The organism is Microbacterium sp. Leaf159 (genome assembly GCF_001423615.1).
Taxonomy (GTDB): Bacteria; Actinomycetota; Actinomycetes; order Actinomycetales; family Microbacteriaceae; genus Microbacterium.
Genome location: NZ_LMOU01000001.1, coordinates 1,488,115 through 1,511,019, shown reverse-complemented (window position 1 = coordinate 1,511,019; position 22,905 = coordinate 1,488,115). Strand labels below are relative to the sequence as shown.

Genomic DNA, 22,905 nt, shown 5'->3' with positions numbered 1-22,905 from the left:
CACTGGACAGTGAGGTTTCGTGAGCGCATAATCGTCACACACAGGACATGGCCGTTGCGAAGGAGCATCCCATGAGTGACACGAACGAACCCTCGGAGCTGTTCTCGTCGGCATCGGGCCCCAGCGGTGCGTCGATCACCGACTGGACCGACCTCGGGCGGGAGATGTGGGCATACCTGACCGGTCGAGGCGCAGCCGTGAACTACACGTTCGACGACATGACGGTCGAGGTACCACGGGATATCGGACCCGACGCCCCTCGTGCCACGTGGAAGTTCAACGGCACCCTGCGTGTCACGACCAGTGACAGCGCAACGGGCGACTCCGGCGCGGCCTGAACGACGCCCACGCCGATGATCCGTCTCGACATCGATCTGCGCGTCGAGCAGATCGGCCCGGATGACGACACGTCCACGCCGTTCACCGTTCAGGCGGCCGGTCAAGAGGTCGTGGTCACATTCGAGGACACCCGTCACCTCGGCAGCATGAGCCGTCACGACCTCGTGAACCTCGTGCCTCTCGCAGACGCCCTCGCGCGCCGCGGCATCAGTGTGCGGGTGGAGGGGCCGAAGGGCACCCTCGTGCAGCTCGGCGACGTCAAGTCGGGCCCGGTCGGCCGGGCGATCGCCGGTTCCCCCCACATCAAGCTCGGCCGGCTCGGCACCATCCTCGCCGAGGTGCAGCATCGCGAACACGGCAAGGCGTCGCTGCTTCACGTCCCGCCGCCGACGCTCTTCCCGCTCCTGCCGACGCTTGCCAGGGGAGTGCGCCGACGCGTCACGACGACCCACTACATCCCGGGGTCGGGGCGTCCTCGGCTGATCTTCGCCGTCGGAACCGGCGACTGGAACGACAGCAGGCCGCGGGAGTTCGACCTCTTGCCCGGACGGACGACGATCGGCTCGGGGCCAGACGCCGATCTGCGACTGGACGGGCTGGAGAAACTGCATGCGGAGATCCGACACAACGAGGATGACGAGTACGTGCTCTACTCGTTCGCCGCGACCGGGGGCGGGCGTCCCAATCTGCCGCACAGCAAGGAGGACGCCAGGATCCTGCGAACAGGTTCGCGCATCGAGATCGGCACCTGGCGGCTCGCCTACTACCGCGAGGAGTTCGCCGACCACGGCCGGCCCTTCGGAGGGCGACAGGGCGGGGAGTACGCGTTCCAGCGACAGCAGCCGATCCGGCCCTACGGGTCGGGGGAACTCGGCTGACGCGCCGTCACACGGGCAGGGACGTGCTGTTCATGAGCGACCCTGATCTGCGATCTCCTGGCGGACCAGGGTCCGTCAATAGTCGGGATGCAGTCGCAGCCGTGAGGCGATCTGCGCCGCCTGCTCGGCGGGCGTCAGAGCGATGTCGATCTCGATCGACCTCTCATCGACCTCCAGCGCTTCCAGCGTCGCGAATTGGGAGTCGAGCAGCGTCGTCGGCATGAAGTGCCCTTCACGTCGCAGCATCCGGTCGAGGATGAGTTGGCGCTCGCCCGCGAAGTGCACGAACGTGACCGCATCTCGGCGCAGCACGTCGCGGTAGCTGCGCTTCAGCGCAGAGCAGGTGACGATGCCGGGCTCGCCCGCCTCGATGCGTTCGTCGATCCACTCGGCGATGAGGTCGAGCCACGGCCAGCGGTCTTCGTCTGTGAGGGCGTGACCTGCGGCCATCTTGGCGACGTTCGCCTCGGGGTGCAGGTCATCGCCCTCTTCGAAGGCCCAACCGAGGCGGCCGGCGAGCATCGCCGCGACTGTGGACTTGCCGGTGCTGGCGACACCCATGAAGACGAGGACGGGAGCGTTGACGGACATCATGGCGCGCTCAGACGAAGATGCTCAGGACGAGGACCCCGGCGAGGCCCGTGACCGAGATCAGGCATTCGAGCACCGTCCACGACTTCAGGGTCTGCGGGATGCTGAGGCCGAAGTACTCCTTGATGAGCCAGAACCCCGCGTCGTTGACATGCGAGAGGAAGACCGAGCCGGAGCCGATCGCCAGCACGAGCAGCGCGACCATGGGGGAGTCGAGCGTCTCGGTGAGGGGCTGCAGGATTCCGGCTGCGGTGATGGTCGCGACGGTCGCGGATCCGGTCGCGATGCGGATGACGACGGCGACGAGCCAGGCGAGGATCAGCACCGACACCGAGGATCCCGAGACGAACTGCGCGATCACGTCGCCGATGCCGGTGTCGACCAGCACCTGCTTGAAACCGCCACCGGCGCCGACGATCAGCAGGATGCCGGCGATCGGGCCGAGCGACGAACCCACGATGTCGTTGATCTTGGTGCGGTCGAATCCTGCGCCGCGGCCGAGGATGAAGAATCCGGCGAGCACGGCGATGAGCAGCGCGATGACCGGCGTTCCGAGGAAGTCGAGCGCGACCTTCCAGGGGGCGTCGGAGTCCGCGGCCGAGATGTCGGCCACGGCCTTGGCGAGCATGAGGAAGACCGGGAGCAGGATGCTGAACAGCGTGGCGCCGAACGACGGGCGGCGACGCTGCTCGACGCCCTCGTCCTCTTCGGTCACGAAGAGTTCGGGGACGGGGACGTCGACCCAACGGGCGGCGAAGCGGGCGAACAGCGGCCCGGAGATGATGACCGCGGGGATCGCGACGATGACGCCGAACGCGAGTGTGAGACCGAGGTTGGCGCCGAGCGCATCGATGGCGGCGAGCGGGCCCGGGTGCGGCGGGACGAGTCCGTGCATCGCCGAGAGGCCCGCGAGCGTGGGGATCGCGATGCGCATCAGCGGAGCGCCGGAGCGACGGGCGACGAGGATGATCACCGGCACGAGCAGCACGAGGCCGACCTCGAAGAACATCGGCAGCCCGATGACGGCACCGATGAGGCCCATGATCCAGGGGAGGGAGCGGGCGCTCGCCCGACTGACGAGAGTGTCGACGATGCGGTCGGCTCCGCCGGAGTCCGCGAGCAGCTTGCCGTAGATCGCACCGAGGGCGATCAGGATGCCGACGCCGCCCATGGTCGTGCCGAATCCGGTCGAGAAGCTGGTGACGGAGGCGCCGATGTCCATGCCGGCGATCGCGCCTGTGGCGAGCGCACCGATCGTGAGCGACAGGAACGGGTGCAGCTTCACCCAGGTGATCAGCACGATGATGATCGCGATGCCGATCACAGCGGCGGTGATGAGCTGGCCAGCCGGCTGAGCGGCGCCTGCGGTGTCGGTGGCGGCTGTCATGAGCGCGTCAGCGGCGGGGGTGAAGAGTGCCATGAGCTTCCTTGATCCGGGCGTTGTTTACGACCTTATGCCGTACATAATAAGCACGCATACCACGTCATGCGCAACATAATTGAAACATGAGTGTGAGATGAACCACGTGACGACCTCGATGCGGCCATACTCGTCATATGACCGTCTCCAGCGTCGGAAGCCCCGTTCACGACTCTCTCGTCGCCGAGCTCGGACGCGCGATCGTAGACGGGGTGCACGCTCCCGGATCGAGGATGCTCACGGTCGATGTCGCACAGGAGCGAGGTGTGTCCCGCTCCGCCGCGCGAGAAGCCGTTCGCGTCCTCGAGTCGTTCGGCCTGGTCTGGGTGCGCCGCAAGTCGGGCGTCGAGGTGCGGCCTCGCGCGGACTGGAACGTCTACGCCCCCGAGGTCATCGCCTGGAGGCTCGCGGGGCCGGGCCGCGACGAGCAGCTCCGCGAGCTCAGTCAGCTCCGTTCGGTCATCGAGCCTCTGGCCGCGCAGCTCGCCGCAGGCACGGCGACCTCCGAACAGAAGGTCGACCTCGTCTCGCTCGTCGTGGCGATGGGGCAGGAGGATCACGAGGCGGACCGTGAGCGCTATCTCACTGCCGACGTCCGCTTTCACCGCCTGCTGCTGGAGTCCTCCGGCAACGGGATGCTCGCCGCTCTCGGAGGCACGGTCGAAGCTGTGCTGCGGGGGCGGACCGTGCACGATCTGATGCCGCACGTGGCGAATCAGAGCGCGGTGCAGTGGCACAGGGATGTGGCGTTCGCGGTGGCGAGCGGCGACGCGGATGCCGCGGCCGCCGCCATGCGGAACATCGTCTCGGAGGCTGATGAGGCGATGCAGCGGGCCGCCGAGTAGGCGGACGCATCCACCGTTCCTGGTTCAACCACGTCGTCATCCCGGCCACGAACTGCTCATCAGTACTGTGACCACGTACGCCACACCTCGGCGTGCGGCGGGCGCGGCGGGCATCGTCGACACGTCCTTCATGCCGACGCCACGCGGGAGGTGGGCCGGGGTTGGGGGCCCAGGGATGTGAACGCCCCTCCCCCCCCCTGTCTGTGGTTGAGTTCTGTCATGTCGTTGAATGTGGTCGTTGTCGCCGTCGAAGAGACCTCCGAGGACAAGGGATGGTGGGCGAGCTGGTGGGACTTCTCGTCGTTCGGGCCTGATGCGCTTATCGGAATCGGCACGGGTCTGATCGTCGCGATGATCGTTCTGGGCACAGAGCGACGGTTAGCGAAGCGCACGCGCAGCCTTGAGGTCACGAATGCGGAGGCTGCGGTGGTCGAGAAAGCCCGATCAGTACTCCGCCACCCGCTGGTTTGGGACCCGGACTTCTACGACCTGAAGCCAAGCCGGACGCACCTCGACCGTCTTGTTCCCGTCGTTCAGGCCGTTCCGTCAGGAGACCCCATCGAGCTGTTCCCCGGCTCACACCACGCGCATCGAGTTGTGGACCTGCTCGACGACCTCGAAGCATCAGAGCATGCAATTGACGGACAGCGTTCCAAGTACGAGTCCACCTACGACCTGATGGCCGTCCCAGACGCGGTCGGTTACAACATTCGACGCCTGCTTCGCCCTCCCCACGATCCGATGTGGTTGTGGGAGTGGCCGAAGATCGGCGACCGCATCCGAGTCACCGCTGACTTGCGCGACGCGATCGAGAGCGACATGGACCTGCGTCAGTTCATAGATGAGTACGTCCGAAACCGCCGATTGCTCGAGGCCCACCGTGAGGCATTCAATCTGGCCGATGGTTCTTGGCGTGCGGACGAGTGGACCGCGCTCCTTCAACTGGCATCCGGAGCCCCCCACAACCCGGTGAAGAAGCTGTGGCGAAAGGTGAAATATGACCGTGCCGTCCAAGCGGCGAAAGCGAGAGCCGATGCGAGCGGTCAAGAACGTCTGCTTGCAATCGACGCGATGGCCTACTGATCGCGTCCTATTCGCTGGGTCTCCATTGGCGCGAGGGGATGCCGAGCCCACCGACGGCCGTGCTGTTACCGCGGGCGTCGTTGCAATCGGCGAACGAGGGTCGCCAATTGCTCGGGTCGTTGTATAGGTCGAGGTGGGTGGATGTGCGGAAGAAATGGTCGCGTTGAAAGCGGCGCGGGTTGTCGAGATCGTTCCATGCGGTGTCGTAGTCGATGGTGCAGCCTGATAGCCAGCACGGCAAGTCAGCGGCTTTGCACTCGTCCTTGAGCTTCTTCTTCGCGATCCGGTCGGCGCGGGTGCTGTTGTGATGCTGAGACACGGGCCCTCCTGATCGTGGCGCTCGGCGGAGGGGTGGTCGTGTCCACGGAGGGGACATAGTGGCTCGCGTGCCCTCGACCCTCCGCCCGAGGATCCAGCAGTGCCTCGTTAGTCGTGGCCGAGACCTGTCGGGGCCGCGTCCCGCACTGTAGTGTGCGCCTATGACCGGCTTCCTCGCAGTAATTCTCGTCGGCGGCGCCGTGCTCGCAGCGTTCCTCTTCCTCGGGTTCATCTTCATGGTGCTCGGCGCCGGGACCGACCGCATCGGGAAGAAGCAGGCCGCCAGCGCTGCTGAAGCTGCGCGGCGCGAGAAGGATCGGTACCAGCGCGAGTGGGACGAACTACGAAACCGCAAAGGCCGTTCGAGTTCATAGCCCCGCGCTGCTCGCCAGGCGGGACGATACCCCCGTCGGTAGGGTAATCGCATGATCTTGGGTGTGATGCAGGCTGCTGCTGCTGAGCCTGTCCCGTGGTGGATGTCGGCTACTGCGCCATGGTGGGCGACACCGGTCGCGACCCTCGCCGGTGCTGTACTTGCGTGGGGGCTTGCGCGTCTCACATGCGGCCGGACTGCGCAGCGCGAGGACACGATCGCGCTACGCGAGAAGAAGCTGGGCGCGTACTCCGACTTCTGGGCCGCTGGTCTCGCGTACACGCGGAACATGCTCGCCTGCAATCACGAGTCGGCCCACGACAGCCTGGTGAGGGCATCAGAGGTCATGCTCACGATCCGAACTGTTCGGGTCGAAAGACGTCGTAGATGCCGCTCGAGCAGTCCTCTTCACGATGGACAAGACGGTCGACTCCGATACCCAGACGGCTGCGATTAGCGCATTCCGTCTTCGAGTGGGCGAGGACCGCAAGCATCAGAGCGCCTGATCCCGCGCGGGCGGCCGATTGGGGAACCGGCCGCCCTGCTGGGGATGGGGTGCGAGAGGCGCCCCGAGGTAGTACACGACGAACGCCCCGACCGTATGGTGCGGGGAGTTCCTCAGTTCGGTCTGGTCTTTACGTTGCGGTATGACAGTGCTTCCACGCAATCATGGAACTTTCGGCGTGTCGCTCGTCTTTTCATTGAGCATCTTGCGCAGTCGGTATTGGTGAGTTGGCCAGGCGGTGAGGTGTTCGCGCCACCACTTCAAGAGGATGTCCTCTCGGACGGCGCGGACTCGCTGGCCGTCTCGGTTCTCTCACTCCACCGGCATCCCGCCGCGCCGCCACCGGTTGATGCTGCGGATGCAGCGCTTCGTACGGGCGGCTGCTTCCCGGTAGGTGAGGTAACTATCCTGCGCGGTCTTGAGGTCCACCGGCACAGCCCGTAGCTTCAAGTCATGCTTCCTGAGACCGAGATCGCCCTCCGCAACTACGACTACCTGATCCGCAGCAAGGGAGTCGACGACGTCTCTCTCGACTTCGACAGCGACACCCTCGCCTGGGGCGATGGCGGGAGCGCGGTCGACGTCCTGATCGAGCCCGGGTTTACCCCCGCGACGGGCGACTAGCTCAGCCACGGCTCTCCGTCGCGCTGGTGCTTCCGCGCTGCAGCGAGACGGGCCGCGAACGCTGCTCTATCTGCCGCGCTGACGCCTCCGGTCGCCCGTGATGGGCTTTCCGTCAATCTCGATGGTCTGACGGCGTCCCCGCGTCGTTTCTTCCCGGGTCTCGTTCCCACTGTTGCGGAACCGCTTCACCTCGACGGAGCGGGGCCCGACGCGGCTTCCGATCCATGCGGACCGCACCTGATACTCGAGGCAGACAGTACATAGTTCGGGCTTGCGGCGGGGACTGTTGAACACTCCGTATCGGCCGCGCAGGTGACGGATGCCGCAGAGCAGCTCATCCGCTTCCTTCGCGAGCGTCGGCGTTGCTGCTATCTGTTCGCCGTGGTCGATGAGCAATTTCACTGCGACGAGTGCCTCGCCTCGAGCGGTGAGCGGATCGGCGTCCGGCTTGCTCGGCACTGTCGGTGAGTTCGTGGTGGTCTTCTCAACGGTCTGCACGACGGCGTGGAAGTAGTCGATCAGCTCACCCCACAGCTCGCGGGCATCTGCTCCACCACCCTGCGCGACCACGCCCGCGTAGCGGTCGTAGTCGAAGTGCACGGTCGGGGTGGTGTCGTAGAGCCCTCCCACCGGCGCTCGCCGTCGACGATGACCTCACGGATGGGTGGGTATGAGAGCGGCATCAGAACAGCGCTCCTTCCGGTGCAGCGCCGACCGTGCCGTCGACCTCGGGGGCGGGGGCTGGCCTGTCACGCCTGAACCAGCAGCGTGCACCACCCCGTCGACGAGCACGGCCTCGGCGAGCACCGATCCCGCGAGCTCCCGAATGATTACGTTCAGGTGCATCTCAACGTAGAGCTCGGCGACGACACTGGTGGTCAGCGAGCACTCGCCGCCGTCTCGGAAGTGATCCGGTCGCCAACGCTGATGCCCTCGTGCTCGTCGAGCGGGGGCAATATCGGCCGCTCAAAGGCAGGGGGCTTCGATCGCTCATCGCGTTACCTCCTTCTCTGCTCGCGCCGCCGCGTGGCAGTCGGCGCAGTTCACGTGCGGTCACTCGGCGGTGCGCTTGTTCTGGCGGCCGCAGTAGGCGCGGTTGCGGTCGATGTCCTTCGCGCAGATGCGCTCCGAGTTCGCGGTGTCGTCACCGCCGATATAGTTCGGAGGTGCCCGAATGGCTTTCGAATCTGGACTGGGGCGATGTGCCGTCTTGGCTCGGCGTTCTCCTCGGGGTCGCCGTACCGCTCATCGCCTACTTCGAGCGAAATCGCATCGCGGGTTTCTTCCGGAAGAAGGCACAAGAGCCGGTTCCCCTCGACCCGCCCGCGCGCTTCGCGGTCCGCCCGATCGCAGAAAACGGATGGGCGCTCGTCAACACAGGAATTGGCGAGGCCTTCAACGTCACGCTGTCGGTGGACGACGCTTCCGCGGGGATCCTCTCGTCCGGGTTCTGGACGTTCTTCCCGGGCCAGTCTTACGGCTCCTTCGCCCTGCAGTACAGCAACAGCACGATTCGGTACCCGGACGTCAGCGACACCACTGTGATCGTCGAGTGGCAGGACAGAACAAGCAACGCTCACAGCGAAGTAATGACCGCTTCTCACCCGTCGCGATACGCGAGTAGTCCGCTCAGCTGGCCTCGGACTGACGAAGGAAAGATCCGATCGATCGCAGAACTGGAGCCCACCAGAGACCCTGAGGGATGATCCTCGCTTTCCGTCGCTCATCGGGTCACCCCCGATAGAGTGCGGGCATGGATTCTGGAATCGCTGTGATCGTTGGCGCCCTGATCGCTCTGACGGGGTCCTCGGTGGTCCCTTGGGTGCGCGAGTCGCTCAAGGCTCGTCAGGACCAGCAACGTGATCGCCGTCAGCGTCTGCGCGAGTCGGTCGTTCATGTCCTGGCGGCTAATCAGATGGTCGGAGTTGCCCTTCATCTGAAGATCGCAGACCGCGTGGTCGCCTCGCTGCAGGAGAGATCGACGGCGACTGCAGAACTCCTTGTCACCGTCGCCAAGGATGAACGCGGGGATATCTCCCGCGTGCTTGCCCGATCGATTCCGATGGACACGGACAACGACGGGACGAAGACGTACAACCAGGTACGCGCTCTGCAGGTAGCTCTCGTTTCTTGGGTCAACGACGAGATCCCAAGCACGGCGCTCAACCCGACCTACGATCGAGTTCTCGCCAAGACCAAGCAAGCCACGCCCAAGGACTAGGACAGTCACAACACACCCGCCTTGCGGAGCTTCGCCTCGGCGAGCGAGACCCGCTGGAAGCTCGCAGCATCGCCGCCGTGGTCGGGGTGCGTGTCTCGCTGGGCTCGACGCAGCGCACGGCTCGAGGCACCGCCGATGAGCTTCATTTCCGCCAATTCCAGGCCGGTGAACTCGCCGAGGTAGCGCAGCGCGTCGTCTGCGCTCGCGAATCCTGCTGGCGCCGCCGTGGCCTCGATTGCGAAGAACCCGCGGTATTGCTGCGGTCCCACTGATATCTCGGTATACGTACGCACGTGCAGTATTCCGGGATCGTTTGCAGACCTACGATCGGAGCGCGGAGAGTTTCGCGTTCTCGGGGGAGGCGAACGATGGAGCAGGACCCAGGACGGCGAGCGCGCGGGGCGCGTCTTCCGCTGCACATGCTCGATCGCCCGAGGCTGACCGAGGTCTTCGATCGTGGTCACGCTCTGACGGTGGTGAGCGGCCCGGCAGGGGGAGGCAAGTCGGTTCTGCTCAGCCAGTGGGCGGCGGTGCAGGACAGCCGAGGGATCGCATCGGTGCGGCTCGGGTTCGACGAGAACATGACGAACGAGCACCTCATGCTCCGCGACATACTGGCGCAGCTCGTCGTTCAGGACCTGATCGCCGACCGGAGCGGCGCGCGTTCGACGCTTCGCGGGTTCGACAGCGTCCGCGATCCCGCGGACGAGCTCGGGCGCCTGCTCGGCGAGCTCAGTCGGGACTGCGTGATCATGATCGACAACGCGGAGAGGGTCGACGAGACATCCTTGCTACGCCGGGCGCTCGATCTGCTCGATGCGGCACCCCTTCTGCGGATCGTCGTGGCGACGCGCCGCTCGACTGTGACGCGGACGTTGCAGATGCTCGTCTCCGCGGATGTCTGTGTCATCGGACCCGCACATCTCTTCTTCACCCGAGACGAGGCTCGCGATGTGGTGGAACGGGTGTCTGCGCAGAAGATCCCTCCGCATGCGCTCGGAGACGAGAGCGCGCTGCCGCTCGCCGCTCGAGCGCTCGGGCTGACGATCGCGACGCAGAGCGCACCCGTCGAGATCGCTGCGATCGAGGTGCAGGAACTGGCTGACGCTCTGATGGCGGGACTCATCGGTGCGGATGCCCCGGCGGACTTCGAGGAGTTCCTGTTGCGGACCTCGATTCCCGGTCGGGTGACGCGCGAGATCGCCGAGCGTCTCGGATGGCCGGACGGCGGCGCCGAGCACCTCGATCGAGCGGAGCTGTATGGACTGGGGATGTGGGAGGCGGGTGCCGACGGTCTGGCCTTCCTCTATACGCCGCTGCTGCGGGAGGCGCTCGTGCGCAGACTCGATCAGCGATCGTCCGAGTCCGTGGCGCCGATCCGTCGAACGGTCGCGCTCTGGGCGTCCGAGAACGGCCGCCATCTCGAGGCGTTGACGAACGCGCTGAGGGCGAAGGATTACGTTCTCGCGACGCGTCTCGGACGCAAGTCGTGGTTCATCCTGTCCAGATCGAGTCCGCAGGACGTCGAGTCGCTGCTTCGACGGGAGAACCCCGTCGTTCTCGCGCGTCATCCGCTGCTCGGCATGCTGCTGGCTCTGGTGCTGCTGCGTCTCGGCCAACGGCTACGAGCGTTCGCATACTTCCAGGGGGCCGCGCTGTCCCTCCGTCGCCGGGGGCTGGACGATGATCCGGTCGAGCGATTCTGGATGCTCAGCGCGAAGACTCTCGCCGAGCGATTCGCCGGACAGTTCCGGCGTTCGGGAGCCACGGCCGATCTGGTGGTGGCGGCGTACGGCGAGATGGACGCCGAGCAGCGCGCGGAGTGCACCGGGTTCGCGGCGCTTCTGCTCAGCAACTGCGGGCTGAGCTTCCTGCAACTCGGGCGGATCTCAGATGCCGTCGAGGTGCTGGAACTGGGCATGACGATCCACGTCGCGCACACCGTCGTGATCCTCGAAGACGGGGTCGGACTCCGGATGCCTGATGACGGCGGCGGCTGGTACCACTGTGCGGCGGCTCTCGCCGGTGCCTACGCCCTGCGGGGGCGGCTGTCCGACGCGCGTCGGGTCCTGGAGGAGATCGACGACGCGGATCCACCGCCCGCCTGGCGCACCGAGCAGTTCGGGATCCTCGAGCAGATCGCGCACGCGATCGTCGCCGTCGCGGCGCTCGATCTCGCTGAAGCCCGGCATCGCACGGATTCGATCGCCCACCATCTCGGCACCACCGAGCTGTGGCCGTACCTGGTCTGCATCCGGAGCGAGATCGATCTGCGAGATGGCCATCCGGCTGAGGCATCGCGACTGCTCACTCACGCGCTCGGTCGGGGAGTCAACTCGGCGGTCTCCGATCACGGGTCGTCCAGACTCGCGTTCGCCCAGGCGATGACCTCTCTGTCGATGCGCGACCAAGCCGCCGCCCGTCGAGCCGTGGCCGCTCTGCCGGCGGACGAACCACCGCGAAAGGTCATCGAGGCATTGGTCGCGCTGCTCACCCGTGACGACCCGCACGCCTTCGCGGCCGCCGAAGTCGCACAGGTGGAACGTGATCCTGATCTCGATCGAGCCTGTCTCGCGGCGTTGATCACTGCGACTGCGGCTGCTCGGCTGGGCAGGCATGAGGCAGCCGCGAGGGCGGCCTCGTGGGCCGTGGCGGTCATGCGGGAGGAGCATTCGTATGCTCCCCTCGCACTGTTCGGAACGGATGTTCTGCGTGAACTCCGCGACCTCTGTGCAGCGGCCGAGCGGGAATACCTCGACTCGTATCTCTCGCGTGCATCGGAGACAGGACCTTTTCCGGCGCTGCCTCCTCCGGTCCGGCTCACGTCGAGGGAACTCGCCGTCATGCGAGAGCTTCGGAGGACATCGTCCACGGATGCGCTCGCCGCGGCTCTCTTCGTCTCACCGAACACGGTGAAGGTGCAACGTCGGAGCGCGTATCGCAAACTCGGAGCCTCGAACAGAGAGCAGGCGCTTCTGCGGGCCGCGGAACTGGGCCTGCTCGACGAGTGAGCCGGGCGGTCGACTGAGGCGCACCTCGTGATCGGGTGACGCGAGGTGCGCTTCACAGTCGGGAGCGTGTGGGAGGGGCGAACCTGGGGGTTCGTGCTCTCGTCGACCTGTGTTCACGATAGGTGGGAGCCGGGCCGTCGACTCGACCGTCTGACTCATCCACGCGTTTTTTCACCCCGGAACTCACCCCGGGTGTACGGAAGAGCGAGCAGCCGGACCGGATGGCGCCGATGCCCTGACGTCTTCATAGACTGGACGGATGCGAGCGCTCACCGAAGCAGACATCCGCGCGTCCTTCGTCAACGCGGATGAGGACGAGCTGCGGGTCATGGAGATGCCACACGATCTCGTGCTGATCGACTGGGACTACCTGGACTTCTTCGCATGGCGGGATCCGGGTGCCGGTCGTCGGGGCTACGTCCTGACCCAGCACGAGGGGCGGATCTCGGGCGTCGTGCTCCGGGCATCGGACCCCGGGCGTCATCGTTCGGGGATGTGCAACATCTGCCACACGATGCAACCGGGCAACCAGGTCGCGTTGTTCTCCGCGCGGCGCGTAGGCGAGGCGGGAGCGCGGGGCGATTCGGTGGGAACCTACATGTGTGCCGACCTGTCCTGCCACGAGAATGTGCGACTCGCGCACCCCCTCGCGCCCAGTGAGGTACTGGCGCCGGGGCAGGTGGACATCCGTCTCGACGGCACCAGGCGGCGTATGGAGGCTTTCACCGAACGCGTGCAGGAACAGCGCTGATCGCGATTAGCCTGAGGGCCTACGTCCTGTGCTCGAAGGAGAAGCCATGAGCGATGCCATCCTGTTCTCGGTCGATGAAGGGCTGGCTCGGCTCACGCTGAACCGCCCCGCGCGACTCAACGCCTTCAATGCCGACCTCGCGCACGCCTGGCGGGACGCGACTGCCGAGGCGACAGCGCGGGCGGACGTGAAGGCGATCCTGGTCGATGCCGCAGGTCCCGCGTTCTGCGCGGGCGGCGACGTCATCGAGATGGCGACGACGATGGGCTCCGGTGACGAGATCACCGCGCTCGCCGAGGTGATCAACAGTGGCATCCGCTCGCTGACCGAGTCTGCGGTGCCAGTGGTCGCGGCGGCCCACGGTACGACGGCCGGGGGTGGACTCGGCATCCTGCTCAGCAGCGACTACGCCGTCGTCGGCTCGCGTTCTCGTCTGGGCAGTCTGTACGCGAACATCGGGCTCACCCCTGACCTCTCGGTGTCGGCGCAGCTCGCTCATGCGATCGGTCAGCGCCGGGCCCTTCAGCTCGTACTGCAGGACCGCCTCCTCTCCGCCGCCGAGGCGGTGGAGTGGGGACTCGTCGCCGAGGCCGTCGAGGGGAGCGATTCACCGGACGAAGCCGAGAAGGTGCGGGCACGCGCCGAGGAGGTCGCCCGCTTCTGGCTGGCCGGTGCCGCCGAGGCATACGGCCACGCCAAGCGGCTCGTGCGTTCGCAACCCGAGCGCACGTTCGCGGAGCAGCTGAGCGAGGAGGCCCGCTCGATCGGAGCGTCCATGGCGACGGCCGATGCACAGGCGCGGATCTCCGCGTTCGCCGCCTCGTCGGCTCGCAAGGGCGGCTGAGTGCGGGGAGCGCCTCGAGCGCGAAGTTGTCCCCGATCGCGCTGGCGCTCCTGGTCAGGCGTCGGTGCATGCAAGGATGAACGCAACGCCGCTCAACGAGAGGAACGCGATGTCGCAGCCGGAGATCGCCCCGCAGGCACCTGCGCTGGTCGAGAAGAAGAACATGTCACTCCTCATTCGAGGAGCGATCTGGATCGCCATCGGCGCGCTCATCGCAGCTGCGCTGGTCTGCGTCGTGTGGGTGCTGATCGGGGATCAGGACGGTCTCATCGGTCGGGCGTTCCTGACGATCCTTCTGCTCGCGGCCTTCGCGGGGATCGCGATCCTCGAGGCAGGGCTCGCTCCCAACCGTCCTGACTGGCTCGCTCTGTCGAGCATGGTCACCTGGATCGTCGCCCTGCTGGTCGGAGCAGTCAAGATCTGGCTGCCGGAGGATGACCAGTACTTCACCGGTGCGGAGCGGTTCTTCCAGCTTCTCCTGGTCGTCGGCATCCTCCAGCTCGCGCTGCTGCACGTGCGTCTGTTCACCCCCGCCGCGCAGCGCCATGTGACGACGTTCACCCGGATCATCTACTTCGCGACGATCGCCTTCCTCGCGGGTCTCGTCGGCATGCTCGTCTTCTTCCTGACGTTCCCGCACACCTTCGAGTACGGCGAGCTGTACTGGCGCATCGTCGTCGCCCTCACGATCCTCGCCGCGGTCGGCACGACGCTGATCCCGCTGCTGAACGCGCTGTTCGCACCGCGCAAGCCCGCGGCGGCCGCCGTTGCGGGGCACGGCATCGCAGCCGCGCCGGCATGGCCGTCGTACGCCGACGGTGTCACACCTCTTCCCGTCCTGCCCGACGGATCGCCCGACTGGAACGCGTACTACACGGGGTACCCGTCGGTGCAGCCGCAGCCGCAGCCGCAGCCGCAGCAGCCGCAGCAGCAGGCGGCGCTGCCGGTCGCGTCGGCTCCGCAGCCGTTCCAGACCGCTCCGTTCCCGGTCGCCCCCGAGCCCTACGCGCAGGGTCACCCGGTCCCGCCCGTGCCGCAGGCGCCTGACGCGCCCGCTGCCTATCCGCCGGCTCCGCCGTACCCGCCGCAGTGAGCCTCGAACTCGAACTGACGGCCCTCGCCGCGAGCATCGCCTCCGAGGCCGGCGAGCTCGCGCGCACGCGTCGCGCGGAGGGCGTGCACCTCGCCGCGACCAAGTCGAGCCTCGCTGACATCGTGACCGACGCCGACCGTGAGGTCGAGGTGCTGATTCGTGAACGTCTCCGGGTCGCCCGGCCGGGAGACGGGTTCCTCGGTGAGGAGTCCGAGGCCGAGGTGGGTGAGACCGGGATCACCTGGGTCGTCGATCCGATCGACGGCACGGTGAACTATGCCTACGGCATCCCCTCCTATGCGGTGAGTATCGCCGCGGTCCGGGGAAGCACCATCCCGGGGGAGTGGGAGGCGCTCGCAGCGGCCGTCTACGCACCTGCAGCAGGAGAGATGTTCACGGCGGCGCGTGGTGAGGGGGCATTCCTCGGAGACATCCGACTCTCCGTCACCACCGAGACGCCGGCGGGCGCACTGTTGGCGACCGGTTTCGGGTACGACCCGGCCACGCACGACGGCGACCTCGCCACCGTGCGCAAGGTCATGACGATCGCCAGAGATCTCCGCCGCGCCGGATCCGCTGCCTTGGACCTGGCGTTCGTCGCGGCCGGCCGGCTGGACGGATACTTCGAGCGTGGGCTCAAGCCCTGGGATCACGCGGCTGGAGCGCTGCTGGTGACTGAAGCCGGCGGTCGCGTCTCGCTGGCCGACACGACGTCACTGAGACCCATGCTCGTCGCCGGTGGAACCCAGGTCCACGACCGTGTCCTCGATGTTCTTCGAGATGAAACGTGACGAATTCATGGCATTCCCAGGTGGACCAGGCTAGGGTTTATCCGATCGTTACTTTCATCGGCCCGAATCGATGAACGTTGTAAGCGCCCCCGAGCTTGACGTTTGACCCGAGAGAATCTGATTTGCCCTTCGAGAATTCACAGGCTGCCTCTGCGCCCACGCGCCGCTCCAGCCGTCCCCGCACTGCGGCCTTCGAGGCCTCTGCGGCAGGAGTGACGGAAGCCGTCTCCGAAGCCGCCCCCCTCGCCTCGGACGCCCCCGCTTCCCGTCGCGCCGCTCGTGAGCGGCTCAACACCGCCGAGGTCTTCCTCGCCGCGACCGCCGTCGCCGCCGCATCTGCGGGCGCCGACTCGACCGAGATCGCCGAGGCTGAGGCCGAGGCCCCCGAGATCGTCGTCGAGCCGCTCGCCGAAGCCGCTCAGGCTGAGCCCGTGGACTCCGCTCCAGTGGATGCCGCGCCGGTGGATGCTGATGACGAGACCCCCGCGTCGAACGGTGAGTACGACGAAGATGCCTTCGCCTCCGCATCCCGCGCTTTCCGCTCCGTCGCTCCCAAGACCGCTCAGGCTTCCGCCGATGAGGCGTCCGAGGCTGCTCCGGCCGAAGACGTGCCCGCTGAGCACGTCGCTCGGCGCCGCCCGCCGGTGCGAAAGTTCCTCGCAGTCGGAGCGACCGTCGGTGTGATGAGCCTCGCCGGCCTCCTCGCGGTCGGCATGACTCTTCCCGCCGAGGCCGTTGCTGCGGTCCAGGGCTCGCAGCCGCTCGGCGCCACGTCGCTCGTCGCCGCTTCCGGGTCGTCGACCGCCGGTGCGGCCGACGACGAGATCCAGGCGTTCGTCACATCCTCCGATGTGCAGAACGAGTCGCTCGCGCGCTCGGACAGCTTCTCGACCGTATCTCTGATCCAGGTGGCGTCGGAAGAGGGCATCAACTACTCCAACGAGATCTTCACCAACGACCCCGAGGCGGCCATTCAGTGGCCCTTCAAGGTCGGCGTGGGAATGAGTTCGGGCTACGGCATGCGCTGGGGCCGGCTGCACGAGGGCATCGACTTCGTGCCCGGTGAGGGCGCGCCGATCCAGGCGGTCGCCGACGGCGTCGTGCGCATCGCGACCGAGCAGGGTGGCGCCTACGGTGTGACCGTCTACATCGATCACGTGATCGACGGACAGGTCATCACGAGCCACTACTCGCACATGCAGTACGGCTCGCTCCAGGTCAAGGCAGGGCAGACCGTGAAGGTCGGCGACATCGTCGGACACACGGGCAACACCGGTCGTTCGTACGGTGCCCACCTGCATTTCGAGATCATCATCAACGGCAGCACGATCGATCCGCTGCCGTGGTTGCGTGAGAACGCGGGCCGGTACACGTACTGACCCGCCTCGATTTCATGAGGACGCCACAGTGATGGTATTCTCGTGTGGTTGCCCCGCGAGGGGCAGCACGCCCCGATAGCTCAGTGGCAGAGCACTTCCATGGTAAGGAAGGGGTCGTCAGTTCAATCCTGACTCGGGGCTCACAGCGTTCGTATCTGCGATGCGGATGCGGTGTGGCAGGGTAGCTCAGCTGGTCAGAGCGCACGACTCATAATCGTGAGGTCGCGGGTTCAAGCCCCGCTCCTGCTACAGATGAAAACCCCCGGGATTCCCGGGGGTTTTTTGCGTATCCGGCGTCAGCTCCGGGCTGAGGAAGCCAGGGCACGCTCGGTGAGTCGGGTGTACATGTACATGTCGCGGGGATCGCCGCCGATCCGCTTCCAGGCGCGCAGGAGCGCCTCGCGCTCGTAGCCGGCCAGCTCTGCCACTCGCCAGGATCCTTGATTCCCCGGCTCGATGTAGAGCTCGACTCGATCGAGGTTCTCGAGGCCAGTCGCCCATGTCGTCAGGGTCAGCAGCGCGTCGAGCGCATACCCGCGGCGGCGATGCGAGGGTGCGATCCAGTAGCCCACGCTCGCTCGCGCGCCGCCCGCGAAGAAGAGACCGATGTGACCGACCGCGCTATCGTTCCCGTCTGCGATTGCGAACGCGTAGCCGGCGCCGGAGTCGAGCCGATCGTGTTGGCGACCGATGAATGCCAGAGCCTCCGCCTCACCTGCGGTGTGCGGGACGGTCGTGACGAGCGGGATCAGGGAGTCGCCGGCTGCCTCCTGCACGACGCCGACGTCCTCCGGGCGCCACTCTCGAAGGCGCGTTCGTTCGCCCACGAGGGTCGGAAGGGCCAGCGGGATGTCGTTCATGGTCCGATGGTCGCATGGTCATCGTCGACATGGCGAGAGCCCCGCAAGGTCGATCCCCTGTCAAGGGGATGCCGCCCGACTCGCGCGGCGGCGAGACTGATGTTCCTTTGCCGCAACCGACGACAGGAGCGAACATGTCAGACCCTCAGACAACGCCGGAAGAAGGCTCCGGGATCGACGCGATCGGCGTGGATGCCGATTTCGTGACGAATGACCCGGATCCCGAGGTCGACTCCGCGACTCCGGGCGAGGACCAGAAGGCCGACGGCGACAACGCCGATCATCCTGACGAGCTCGAGGTCGGCGACCTCCCCTGACCGCGCACAGACAACGGGCCCGCTCCTCGGATGAGGAGCGGGCCCGTGGCGTCCGTGAGAGGGTCAGCGAGCGGCGGGCGGGGTGTCGCTCCGGCTGGCCGCCAGGCGGTCCTCGTCATCGCGGGTGGCGTCGCTTCGACCGGAGCCGCCGCGCTCGGAGCCGCCGCGCTGTTCGGCCTCCAGGCGCTCGGCCTCCTCGCCGCTGATCGCCTCGCCGCGTGCGACGAGTCCGGCCTGATCCGAGAGGGGGATCTGCTTGAGGAAGAGCGAGAGCACGAGAGCGAGCACGATGAACGGCACGAGGTACCAGAACACCGGCGCGAGGGCATCCGCGTATGCCGTCACGATGCCGTCTCGCACCTCGTCCGGGAGTGCGTTCAGCGTGGCCGGATCGATGGTCGACGCCGCCTGGGACGCGTCGCCCGGTGATGCTCCGGCATCGGCGAAGACCCCGAGGAGGTTCTCGGTCAGCCGCGTGGTGAAGATCGTTCCGAACACCGCCGTGCCGAGCGATGCACCCACCTCACGGAAGTAGTTGTTCGTGCTGGTCGCGGTGCCGATCTCGCCGGCGGGGACCGCGTTCTGCACCACCAGGACGACGACCTGCATGATCAGACCGAGTCCGGCGCCGAACACGAAGAGGAACGTACAGATGAGCCAGATCGGCGTCTCGGCCGACAGCGTGGTCATCGACACCATCGCGATGCCGGTGAGGATCGTGCCGACGATCGGATAGATCTTGTACTTCCCGGTCTTCGAGATCGCGATGCCCGAGAAGATCGAGGTTCCGATCAGACCCACCATCATCGGGATCATCAGCAGCCCGGATGCCGCAGCCGACGTTCCGGACGACATCTGAAGGAACGTGGGAACGAAGCCGATGGCCGCGAACATGCCGATTCCGAGGACGAGGCCGATCGCGGTCGCGTTCACGAAGATCGGGTTGCGGAACAGGCTCAGCGGGATGATCGGGTCCTGCACCTTCGACTCGGTGATCACGAAGGCGGTGGCCGCCACGATGAGCCCCGCACCCCATGCCCAGGTCGCCAGCGAATCCCAGCCGAACTCCTTGTCGCCACCGAAGTCGGTGAAGAAGATCAGGCACGTGGTGGCGATCGAGAGGAAGATCACGCCGAAGATGTCGATCGGCTTCTGAGCCTTCTTGCTGGGCAGCTTCAGCGCCACGAGCGCGATGATGAACGCCGCGATCCCGACCGGGATGTTGATGTAGAACGCCCACTGCCAGGTGAGGTGATCGACGAAGAACCCTCCGAGGAGAGGGCCGGCCACGGCAGACAGGCCGAAGACGGCACCGAGCGGTCCCATGTACTTGCCGCGCTCGTTCGCCGGGACGATGTCGGCGATGATCGCCTGAGACAGGATCATCAGACCGCCGCCGCCGAGACCCTGCAGGGCGCGGAAGATGACGAACATCCAGAAGTCGGTGGCGAAGGCGCAGCCGACGGACGCGAGCGTGAACAGAGCGATCGCGACGAGGAAGAGGTTGCGTCGGCCGAGGACGTCACCGAACTTGCCGTAGATGGGCATGACGATGGTGGTCGCGAGCAGGTAGGCGGTGGTGATCCACACCTGGTGGTCGACCCCGCCGAGCTGGCCGACGATGGTGGGCATCGCGGTCGAGACGATCGTCTGGTCGAGGCTCGAGAGCAGCATCCCCGCGATCAGGGCGCTGAAGATGATCCAGATGCGGCGCTTGGTGAGCAGGAAGGGCGCATCCTTGGTGGCTGTGGCGGACATTCAGTCGGCTTTCTGTGATGGTGCGTACACGGTGCGGGCGACCTCGAGCCGACGGCTGAGGAGGTCGCTGAACGAGTCGGTCGAGTGGTGGTGGAGCAGCTGGTCCATGCTCAGGCGCACCAGTGCGCCGACCGAGTGGACGAGGACCTCGGCGCGCAGCTCGGCGTCATCGCCGTCGCCCGTCCGCCGCACGATGAGGCCCATGTCGCGGCGCTCGTTCTTGGCGATCTGCTCGAACGCGGCCTTGATGAGTCGGGGCTCCTGCTCGATGATCGCGAACATGGCGGGAGCGTCGTCGAGTGGATTGAAGAGGTCGAATCGGGCGATCGTCAGCGCGATGAAGTCGTCGAGCAAGTCACCCGTATCGACCACGAAGTCCTCCTCGAGAGCCTCCTGCCGGGGGTCGATCGCGGCGAAGCCGAAAACCGCGTTCTCCTTGCTCTCGAAGTAGTTGAAGAACGTCCGCCGCGATACGCCGACCTCCGCGCACAGCTCCTCGACCGTGAAGCCGGCGAAGCCCCGCTCGGCGGTCAGGCGTCGCGCGGTGTCGGTCAGCGCGCGCGACGTCTCGCGCTTGCGTTGCTCCCGCAATGAATCTGCACTCTCGCTCATAGAGTGCAATATTGCACTCTGAACCTAAGAGTGCACTGTGAAGAATTCTCGGAGCACTTTGTGACGAATCGTTCGTAGCATCCGTCTTAGTGGTGTCGCGGCACTGCGACCCGCACCCTCGAGGAGGCGGACACTCGGATGAAGGAGCGCATCATGGCGAACGTGACGAACAGCACCCGGTCGAAGGTCCAGGTCGTGCCGACCGAGGCGGGCGCGCCGTCGACAGGTCAGACCATCATCGAGAACGGTGTCGTCGCGAAGATCGCCGGCATCGCGGCTCGCGAGGTGCCCGGTGTGTATGCCCTCGGCGGGGGAGCGGCCCGCGCGGTCGGCGCCATCCGCGACGCGCTCAACTCGACCGACCTCTCGCAGGGCATCAGCGTCGAGGTCGGAGAGACCCAGGTCGCCGTCGACGTCACCATCGTCGCCGAGTACCCGGCCGCACTGCACAAGGTCGCTGACGACGTGCGAGCGGCGATCTCCCTCGCGATGGCCGAATACGTCGGCAAGCAGGCAGTCGAGGTCAACGTGACGATCAACGATGTGCACATCCCGGCCGACGACGAGCCGGCCGATGATGTGGACCTCGACGGTGGTGCGGAGGCGCGTGTCCTGTGACCCCTCGAGGTGTGGACGAGTGATCGGATCACCACCTCGTGAACCCGCCATCGGATCATCGATCCCATCCGATGGCCGGTTCGCTCCGAATCTATTCAGGGGCATAGGAAAAGGAGTCGACGCATGGCTGGGGAACGATTCCGCACTGCTCTCGAGCAGGCTGACGATCGAATCGTCGCCGGACGCGCGATGGACGGCGATGTCGCCGCGTTCGCGGTGCTCGTCCGCAGGTACACGCCGATGATGCGCGCATACACGCACCGGATGCTGAACGCCTCCGCCGACGTCGACGACATCGTGCAGGAGACGTTCGTGACCGCGTGGCAGCGCTTCTCGGAGCTCGACGACCCGGCGAAGGTCAAAAGCTGGCTGATGAGGATCGTGAGCCGCAAGGCGGTGGATCGCATCCGTGCGCTGCGCCCGACACTCGACGTGGACGACATGGAGCAGGCGGCCCCCTCGAAGGACTCGCCTGCGCGGGTCGTCGAGGCGCGCGAGGGCGTGGCGGCGCTGGGCGCGGCTCTGCAGGAGCTGCCCGCCGCACAGCGCGAGTGCTGGGTGCTCCGCGAGATGGGCGGGTACTCGTACGACGAGATCGCCGCGGAGCTGGAGATCTCGGTCTCGACCGCCCGTGGGCTTCTCGCCAGAGCCCGAAAGTTCATGATCGTGCGGATGGAGGCGTGGCGATGACTGAAGAGCAGGAGACTCCCGACGTGCGTCAGCTCGGTCTCGAACCGAGCGATCTCGACGGACACACGCTCGAAGAGCTGACCGACTACCTCGAGGCGGGGCGGCTGCCGGCCGACCCCGATATCGAGGGCTCGCCCGGATGTCAGCTCGCGCTCGACGCGCTCGAGCGTCTGCGCGGGTTGGGCGGGCAGCTGATGGAGGCGGATGCCGCGGCGATGCCGGAGGTCGACGACAGCTGGGTCGACCGCATCCTCAGCGGGATCGCTCTGGATGCTCGTGCCGGCCGCCGTATCCCGTTCGACGAGCCGGAGACGGGCGTCGACTTCGGGATCACCGAGGGGGCCGTCCGCGGCCTGATCCGCTCTGCGGAGAACGCCGTCCCCGGAATCCTCGTCGGTCACTCGACCCTCGACGGCGACGTCACGACCGTGGGTGTGCCGATTCGGATCGCCATCGAGGTGAACGCCCTGTACGGCGAGTCGATCCCCGCGGCTGTCGAACGGCTGCGCCAAGAGGTGGGCGAGCGCGTGCACAGGCACACCGATCTCGTTCTGACCGGAATCGACATCACGGTGCGTGATGTCCAGAGGGTCAGCGACCCGACGGAGGAGAAGTCATGACGACCACAGCGCAGCACGAGGATCTCGCGGAGCGTGTGGAGGCGGCGGTGCTCGCCACGTCAGGCGTCCGCAGTCTCTACCGCGCCGGTTCGCTGATCTCGAATCTCGTCGGCACGAGCGCGGTCGCGCTCGGAATCAACCGCTCCGACGAACCTCTCGTCGCGGTGCGGATCTCCGGAGACGCCGCGCAGGTCGAAGCGTCGCTCGGGATCGAATACTCGGCGGGCGCCGTCGACACGCTCCGCGAGGTGCGTGCAGTGGTCGAGCGGACCCTCACCGCTGACGGCCTGGCGCTCGCCGACATCGTGCTCACGATCGCGTATGTCCATCCTCGGGAGGCATCGTCGGACTGAGTCCGCGTGAG

The 22,905-nt window shown here is 66.5% G+C and carries 27 protein-coding genes and 2 tRNA genes; 21 read left to right on the top strand and 8 right to left on the bottom strand.

The window, feature by feature from the left end; all coding sequences use genetic code 11:
• Positions 1-71 precede the first annotated feature (71 nt).
• Together ASF80_RS07235 and ASF80_RS07230 are read left to right on the top strand one after the other, a co-directional pair.
• The gene (locus ASF80_RS07235) at positions 72-338 is read left to right on the top strand and encodes a hypothetical protein (RefSeq protein ID WP_056309317.1); all 267 of its coding nucleotides are present in this window, start codon (positions 72-74) and stop codon (positions 336-338) included.
• Positions 339-353: 15 nt separating this feature from the next.
• Positions 354-1,217, top strand: a complete 864-nt coding sequence (locus ASF80_RS07230) for an FHA domain-containing protein (RefSeq protein WP_056309314.1) — start codon at positions 354-356, stop codon at positions 1,215-1,217.
• A gap of 75 nt (positions 1,218-1,292) precedes the next feature.
• Here the strand turns inward: ASF80_RS07230 and ASF80_RS07225 are convergent, their stop codons facing one another.
• Together ASF80_RS07225 and ASF80_RS07220 are read right to left on the bottom strand one after the other, a co-directional pair.
• Positions 1,293-1,811 (bottom strand): gluconokinase, encoded by a 519-nt coding sequence (locus ASF80_RS07225; protein WP_157520991.1) that lies wholly within the window; start codon positions 1,809-1,811, stop codon positions 1,293-1,295.
• A 7-nt stretch (positions 1,812-1,818) separates the two neighbouring features.
• Entirely contained in the window at positions 1,819-3,228 is a 1,410-nt protein-coding gene (locus ASF80_RS07220) for a gluconate:H+ symporter (RefSeq protein ID WP_082488211.1), read from the bottom strand.
• 137 nt (positions 3,229-3,365) lie between these two features.
• Between ASF80_RS07220 and ASF80_RS07215 the strand changes: the two genes are divergently transcribed.
• Together ASF80_RS07215 and ASF80_RS07210 are read left to right on the top strand one after the other, a co-directional pair.
• Positions 3,366-4,073, top strand: coding sequence for a FadR/GntR family transcriptional regulator (locus ASF80_RS07215; protein ID WP_056309312.1), 708 nt, complete (start codon positions 3,366-3,368; stop codon positions 4,071-4,073).
• A 219-nt stretch (positions 4,074-4,292) separates the two neighbouring features.
• The gene (locus ASF80_RS07210; RefSeq protein WP_056309310.1) at positions 4,293-5,156 is read left to right on the top strand and encodes a hypothetical protein; all 864 of its coding nucleotides are present in this window, start codon (positions 4,293-4,295) and stop codon (positions 5,154-5,156) included.
• A 7-nt stretch (positions 5,157-5,163) separates the two neighbouring features.
• Here ASF80_RS07210 and ASF80_RS18880 read toward each other — a convergent pair whose 3' ends face one another.
• Complete coding sequence (locus ASF80_RS18880; protein ID WP_157520990.1) at positions 5,164-5,475, bottom strand: HNH endonuclease; 312 nt, start codon at positions 5,473-5,475, stop codon at positions 5,164-5,166.
• A gap of 160 nt (positions 5,476-5,635) precedes the next feature.
• Here ASF80_RS18880 and ASF80_RS07205 point away from each other — a divergent pair, with 160 nt between their 5' ends.
• Positions 5,636-5,848, top strand: coding sequence for a hypothetical protein (locus tag ASF80_RS07205; protein WP_056309308.1), 213 nt, complete (start codon positions 5,636-5,638; stop codon positions 5,846-5,848).
• Positions 5,849-6,805: 957 nt separating this feature from the next.
• Complete coding sequence (locus ASF80_RS19090; protein WP_164481740.1) at positions 6,806-6,976, top strand: hypothetical protein; 171 nt, start codon at positions 6,806-6,808, stop codon at positions 6,974-6,976.
• A gap of 66 nt (positions 6,977-7,042) precedes the next feature.
• On the opposite strand, the gene ASF80_RS07200 is transcribed toward ASF80_RS19090, so the two are convergent.
• Positions 7,043-7,606, bottom strand: coding sequence for a hypothetical protein (locus ASF80_RS07200; protein WP_056309306.1), 564 nt, complete (start codon positions 7,604-7,606; stop codon positions 7,043-7,045).
• A gap of 536 nt (positions 7,607-8,142) precedes the next feature.
• Between ASF80_RS07200 and ASF80_RS07195 the strand changes: the two genes are divergently transcribed.
• A complete protein-coding gene (locus tag ASF80_RS07195; protein ID WP_056309303.1) occupies positions 8,143-8,682 on the top strand; it encodes a hypothetical protein in 540 nt (179 codons plus the stop codon).
• A gap of 47 nt (positions 8,683-8,729) precedes the next feature.
• Positions 8,730-9,197, top strand: coding sequence for a hypothetical protein (locus ASF80_RS07190; RefSeq protein ID WP_157520989.1), 468 nt, complete (start codon positions 8,730-8,732; stop codon positions 9,195-9,197).
• Between the two features lie 5 nt (positions 9,198-9,202).
• Here ASF80_RS07190 and ASF80_RS07185 read toward each other — a convergent pair whose 3' ends face one another.
• Positions 9,203-9,466 (bottom strand): hypothetical protein, encoded by a 264-nt coding sequence (locus ASF80_RS07185; RefSeq protein WP_056309299.1) that lies wholly within the window; start codon positions 9,464-9,466, stop codon positions 9,203-9,205.
• 99 nt (positions 9,467-9,565) lie between these two features.
• Here ASF80_RS07185 and ASF80_RS07180 point away from each other — a divergent pair, with 99 nt between their 5' ends.
• From ASF80_RS07180 to ASF80_RS07145, 8 genes are all read left to right on the top strand, one after another.
• Positions 9,566-12,208 carry a LuxR C-terminal-related transcriptional regulator gene (locus ASF80_RS07180; protein WP_082488210.1) on the top strand — a complete coding sequence of 881 codons (2,643 nt, stop codon included), beginning with the start codon at positions 9,566-9,568 and terminating at the stop codon, positions 12,206-12,208.
• 259 nt (positions 12,209-12,467) lie between these two features.
• Complete coding sequence (locus ASF80_RS07175) at positions 12,468-12,959, top strand: FBP domain-containing protein (protein ID WP_056309295.1); 492 nt, start codon at positions 12,468-12,470, stop codon at positions 12,957-12,959.
• 46 nt (positions 12,960-13,005) lie between these two features.
• Positions 13,006-13,803: an enoyl-CoA hydratase/isomerase family protein gene (locus ASF80_RS07170; protein WP_056309292.1), complete on the top strand. Its 798-nt coding sequence runs from the start codon at positions 13,006-13,008 to the stop codon at positions 13,801-13,803.
• Between the two features lie 109 nt (positions 13,804-13,912).
• The gene (locus tag ASF80_RS07165; protein ID WP_056309290.1) at positions 13,913-14,896 is read left to right on the top strand and encodes a hypothetical protein; all 984 of its coding nucleotides are present in this window, start codon (positions 13,913-13,915) and stop codon (positions 14,894-14,896) included.
• A complete protein-coding gene (locus tag ASF80_RS07160; protein ID WP_056309288.1) occupies positions 14,893-15,687 on the top strand; it encodes an inositol monophosphatase family protein in 795 nt (264 codons plus the stop codon). The genes ASF80_RS07165 and ASF80_RS07160 overlap by 4 nt, the downstream gene beginning before the upstream one ends.
• Before the next feature lie 122 nt (positions 15,688-15,809).
• Entirely contained in the window at positions 15,810-17,066 is a 1,257-nt protein-coding gene (locus ASF80_RS07155) for a M23 family metallopeptidase (protein ID WP_056309285.1), read from the top strand.
• Between the two features lie 69 nt (positions 17,067-17,135).
• Positions 17,136-17,207, top strand: a tRNA-Thr gene (locus ASF80_RS07150).
• 34 nt (positions 17,208-17,241) lie between these two features.
• Positions 17,242-17,315, top strand: a tRNA-Met gene (locus ASF80_RS07145).
• 47 nt (positions 17,316-17,362) lie between these two features.
• On the opposite strand, the gene ASF80_RS07140 is transcribed toward ASF80_RS07145, so the two are convergent.
• On the bottom strand, positions 17,363-17,926 hold the full coding sequence (locus ASF80_RS07140) for a GNAT family N-acetyltransferase (protein ID WP_056309283.1): 564 nt from the start codon (positions 17,924-17,926) through the stop codon (positions 17,363-17,365).
• A gap of 134 nt (positions 17,927-18,060) precedes the next feature.
• On the opposite strand from ASF80_RS07140, the gene ASF80_RS07135 reads away from it, so the two are divergent.
• Entirely contained in the window at positions 18,061-18,243 is a 183-nt protein-coding gene (locus tag ASF80_RS07135) for a hypothetical protein (protein ID WP_056309281.1), read from the top strand.
• 63 nt (positions 18,244-18,306) lie between these two features.
• Here the strand turns inward: ASF80_RS07135 and ASF80_RS07130 are convergent, their stop codons facing one another.
• Together ASF80_RS07130 and ASF80_RS07125 are read right to left on the bottom strand one after the other, a co-directional pair.
• Positions 18,307-20,001 (bottom strand): MDR family MFS transporter, encoded by a 1,695-nt coding sequence (locus ASF80_RS07130; protein WP_056309279.1) that lies wholly within the window; start codon positions 19,999-20,001, stop codon positions 18,307-18,309.
• Positions 20,002-20,613 (bottom strand): TetR/AcrR family transcriptional regulator, encoded by a 612-nt coding sequence (locus ASF80_RS07125; protein ID WP_056309277.1) that lies wholly within the window; start codon positions 20,611-20,613, stop codon positions 20,002-20,004.
• Between the two features lie 153 nt (positions 20,614-20,766).
• Here ASF80_RS07125 and ASF80_RS07120 point away from each other — a divergent pair, with 153 nt between their 5' ends.
• The 4 genes from ASF80_RS07120 (at position 20,767) to ASF80_RS07105 (ending at position 22,894) form a co-directional block, all read left to right on the top strand.
• Complete coding sequence (locus ASF80_RS07120; RefSeq protein WP_082488358.1) at positions 20,767-21,231, top strand: Asp23/Gls24 family envelope stress response protein; 465 nt, start codon at positions 20,767-20,769, stop codon at positions 21,229-21,231.
• A 123-nt stretch (positions 21,232-21,354) separates the two neighbouring features.
• Positions 21,355-21,921 carry an RNA polymerase sigma factor gene (locus ASF80_RS07115; RefSeq protein WP_056309273.1) on the top strand — a complete coding sequence of 189 codons (567 nt, stop codon included), beginning with the start codon at positions 21,355-21,357 and terminating at the stop codon, positions 21,919-21,921.
• Entirely contained in the window at positions 21,918-22,541 is a 624-nt protein-coding gene (locus ASF80_RS07110) for a hypothetical protein (RefSeq protein WP_056311893.1), read from the top strand. Before ASF80_RS07115 ends, ASF80_RS07110 begins: the two co-directional genes overlap by 4 nt.
• Positions 22,538-22,894: a hypothetical protein gene (locus ASF80_RS07105; protein ID WP_056309271.1), complete on the top strand. Its 357-nt coding sequence runs from the start codon at positions 22,538-22,540 to the stop codon at positions 22,892-22,894. The genes ASF80_RS07110 and ASF80_RS07105 overlap by 4 nt, the downstream gene beginning before the upstream one ends.
• Positions 22,895-22,905: the final 11 nt, after the last annotated feature.

Excerpts from the sequence above, each read along its gene's own strand:
- ASF80_RS07235 (WP_056309317.1), top strand. The coding sequence starts at position 72 with ATGAGTGACACGAACGAACCCTCGGAGCTGTTCTCGTCGGCATCGGGC.
- ASF80_RS07230 (WP_056309314.1), top strand. The coding sequence starts at position 354 with ATGATCCGTCTCGACATCGATCTGCGCGTCGAGCAGATCGGCCCGGAT.
- ASF80_RS07225 (WP_157520991.1), bottom strand. The coding sequence starts at position 1,811 with ATGATGTCCGTCAACGCTCCCGTCCTCGTCTTCATGGGTGTCGCCAGC.
- ASF80_RS07220 (WP_082488211.1), bottom strand. The coding sequence starts at position 3,228 with ATGGCACTCTTCACCCCCGCCGCTGACGCGCTCATGACAGCCGCCACC.
- ASF80_RS07215 (WP_056309312.1), top strand. The coding sequence starts at position 3,366 with ATGACCGTCTCCAGCGTCGGAAGCCCCGTTCACGACTCTCTCGTCGCC.
- ASF80_RS07210 (WP_056309310.1), top strand. The coding sequence starts at position 4,293 with ATGTCGTTGAATGTGGTCGTTGTCGCCGTCGAAGAGACCTCCGAGGAC.
- ASF80_RS07205 (WP_056309308.1), top strand. The coding sequence starts at position 5,636 with ATGACCGGCTTCCTCGCAGTAATTCTCGTCGGCGGCGCCGTGCTCGCA.
- ASF80_RS19090 (WP_164481740.1), top strand. The coding sequence starts at position 6,806 with ATGCTTCCTGAGACCGAGATCGCCCTCCGCAACTACGACTACCTGATC.
- ASF80_RS07190 (WP_157520989.1), top strand. The coding sequence starts at position 8,730 with ATGGATTCTGGAATCGCTGTGATCGTTGGCGCCCTGATCGCTCTGACG.
- ASF80_RS07180 (WP_082488210.1), top strand. The coding sequence starts at position 9,566 with ATGGAGCAGGACCCAGGACGGCGAGCGCGCGGGGCGCGTCTTCCGCTG.
- ASF80_RS07175 (WP_056309295.1), top strand. The coding sequence starts at position 12,468 with ATGCGAGCGCTCACCGAAGCAGACATCCGCGCGTCCTTCGTCAACGCG.
- ASF80_RS07170 (WP_056309292.1), top strand. The coding sequence starts at position 13,006 with ATGAGCGATGCCATCCTGTTCTCGGTCGATGAAGGGCTGGCTCGGCTC.
- ASF80_RS07165 (WP_056309290.1), top strand. The coding sequence starts at position 13,913 with ATGTCGCAGCCGGAGATCGCCCCGCAGGCACCTGCGCTGGTCGAGAAG.
- ASF80_RS07140 (WP_056309283.1), bottom strand. The coding sequence starts at position 17,926 with ATGAACGACATCCCGCTGGCCCTTCCGACCCTCGTGGGCGAACGAACG.
- ASF80_RS07135 (WP_056309281.1), top strand. The coding sequence starts at position 18,061 with ATGTCAGACCCTCAGACAACGCCGGAAGAAGGCTCCGGGATCGACGCG.
- ASF80_RS07130 (WP_056309279.1), bottom strand. The coding sequence starts at position 20,001 with ATGTCCGCCACAGCCACCAAGGATGCGCCCTTCCTGCTCACCAAGCGC.
- ASF80_RS07125 (WP_056309277.1), bottom strand. The coding sequence starts at position 20,613 with ATGAGCGAGAGTGCAGATTCATTGCGGGAGCAACGCAAGCGCGAGACG.
- ASF80_RS07120 (WP_082488358.1), top strand. The coding sequence starts at position 20,767 with ATGGCGAACGTGACGAACAGCACCCGGTCGAAGGTCCAGGTCGTGCCG.
- ASF80_RS07115 (WP_056309273.1), top strand. The coding sequence starts at position 21,355 with ATGGCTGGGGAACGATTCCGCACTGCTCTCGAGCAGGCTGACGATCGA.
- ASF80_RS07110 (WP_056311893.1), top strand. The coding sequence starts at position 21,918 with ATGACTGAAGAGCAGGAGACTCCCGACGTGCGTCAGCTCGGTCTCGAA.
- ASF80_RS07105 (WP_056309271.1), top strand. The coding sequence starts at position 22,538 with ATGACGACCACAGCGCAGCACGAGGATCTCGCGGAGCGTGTGGAGGCG.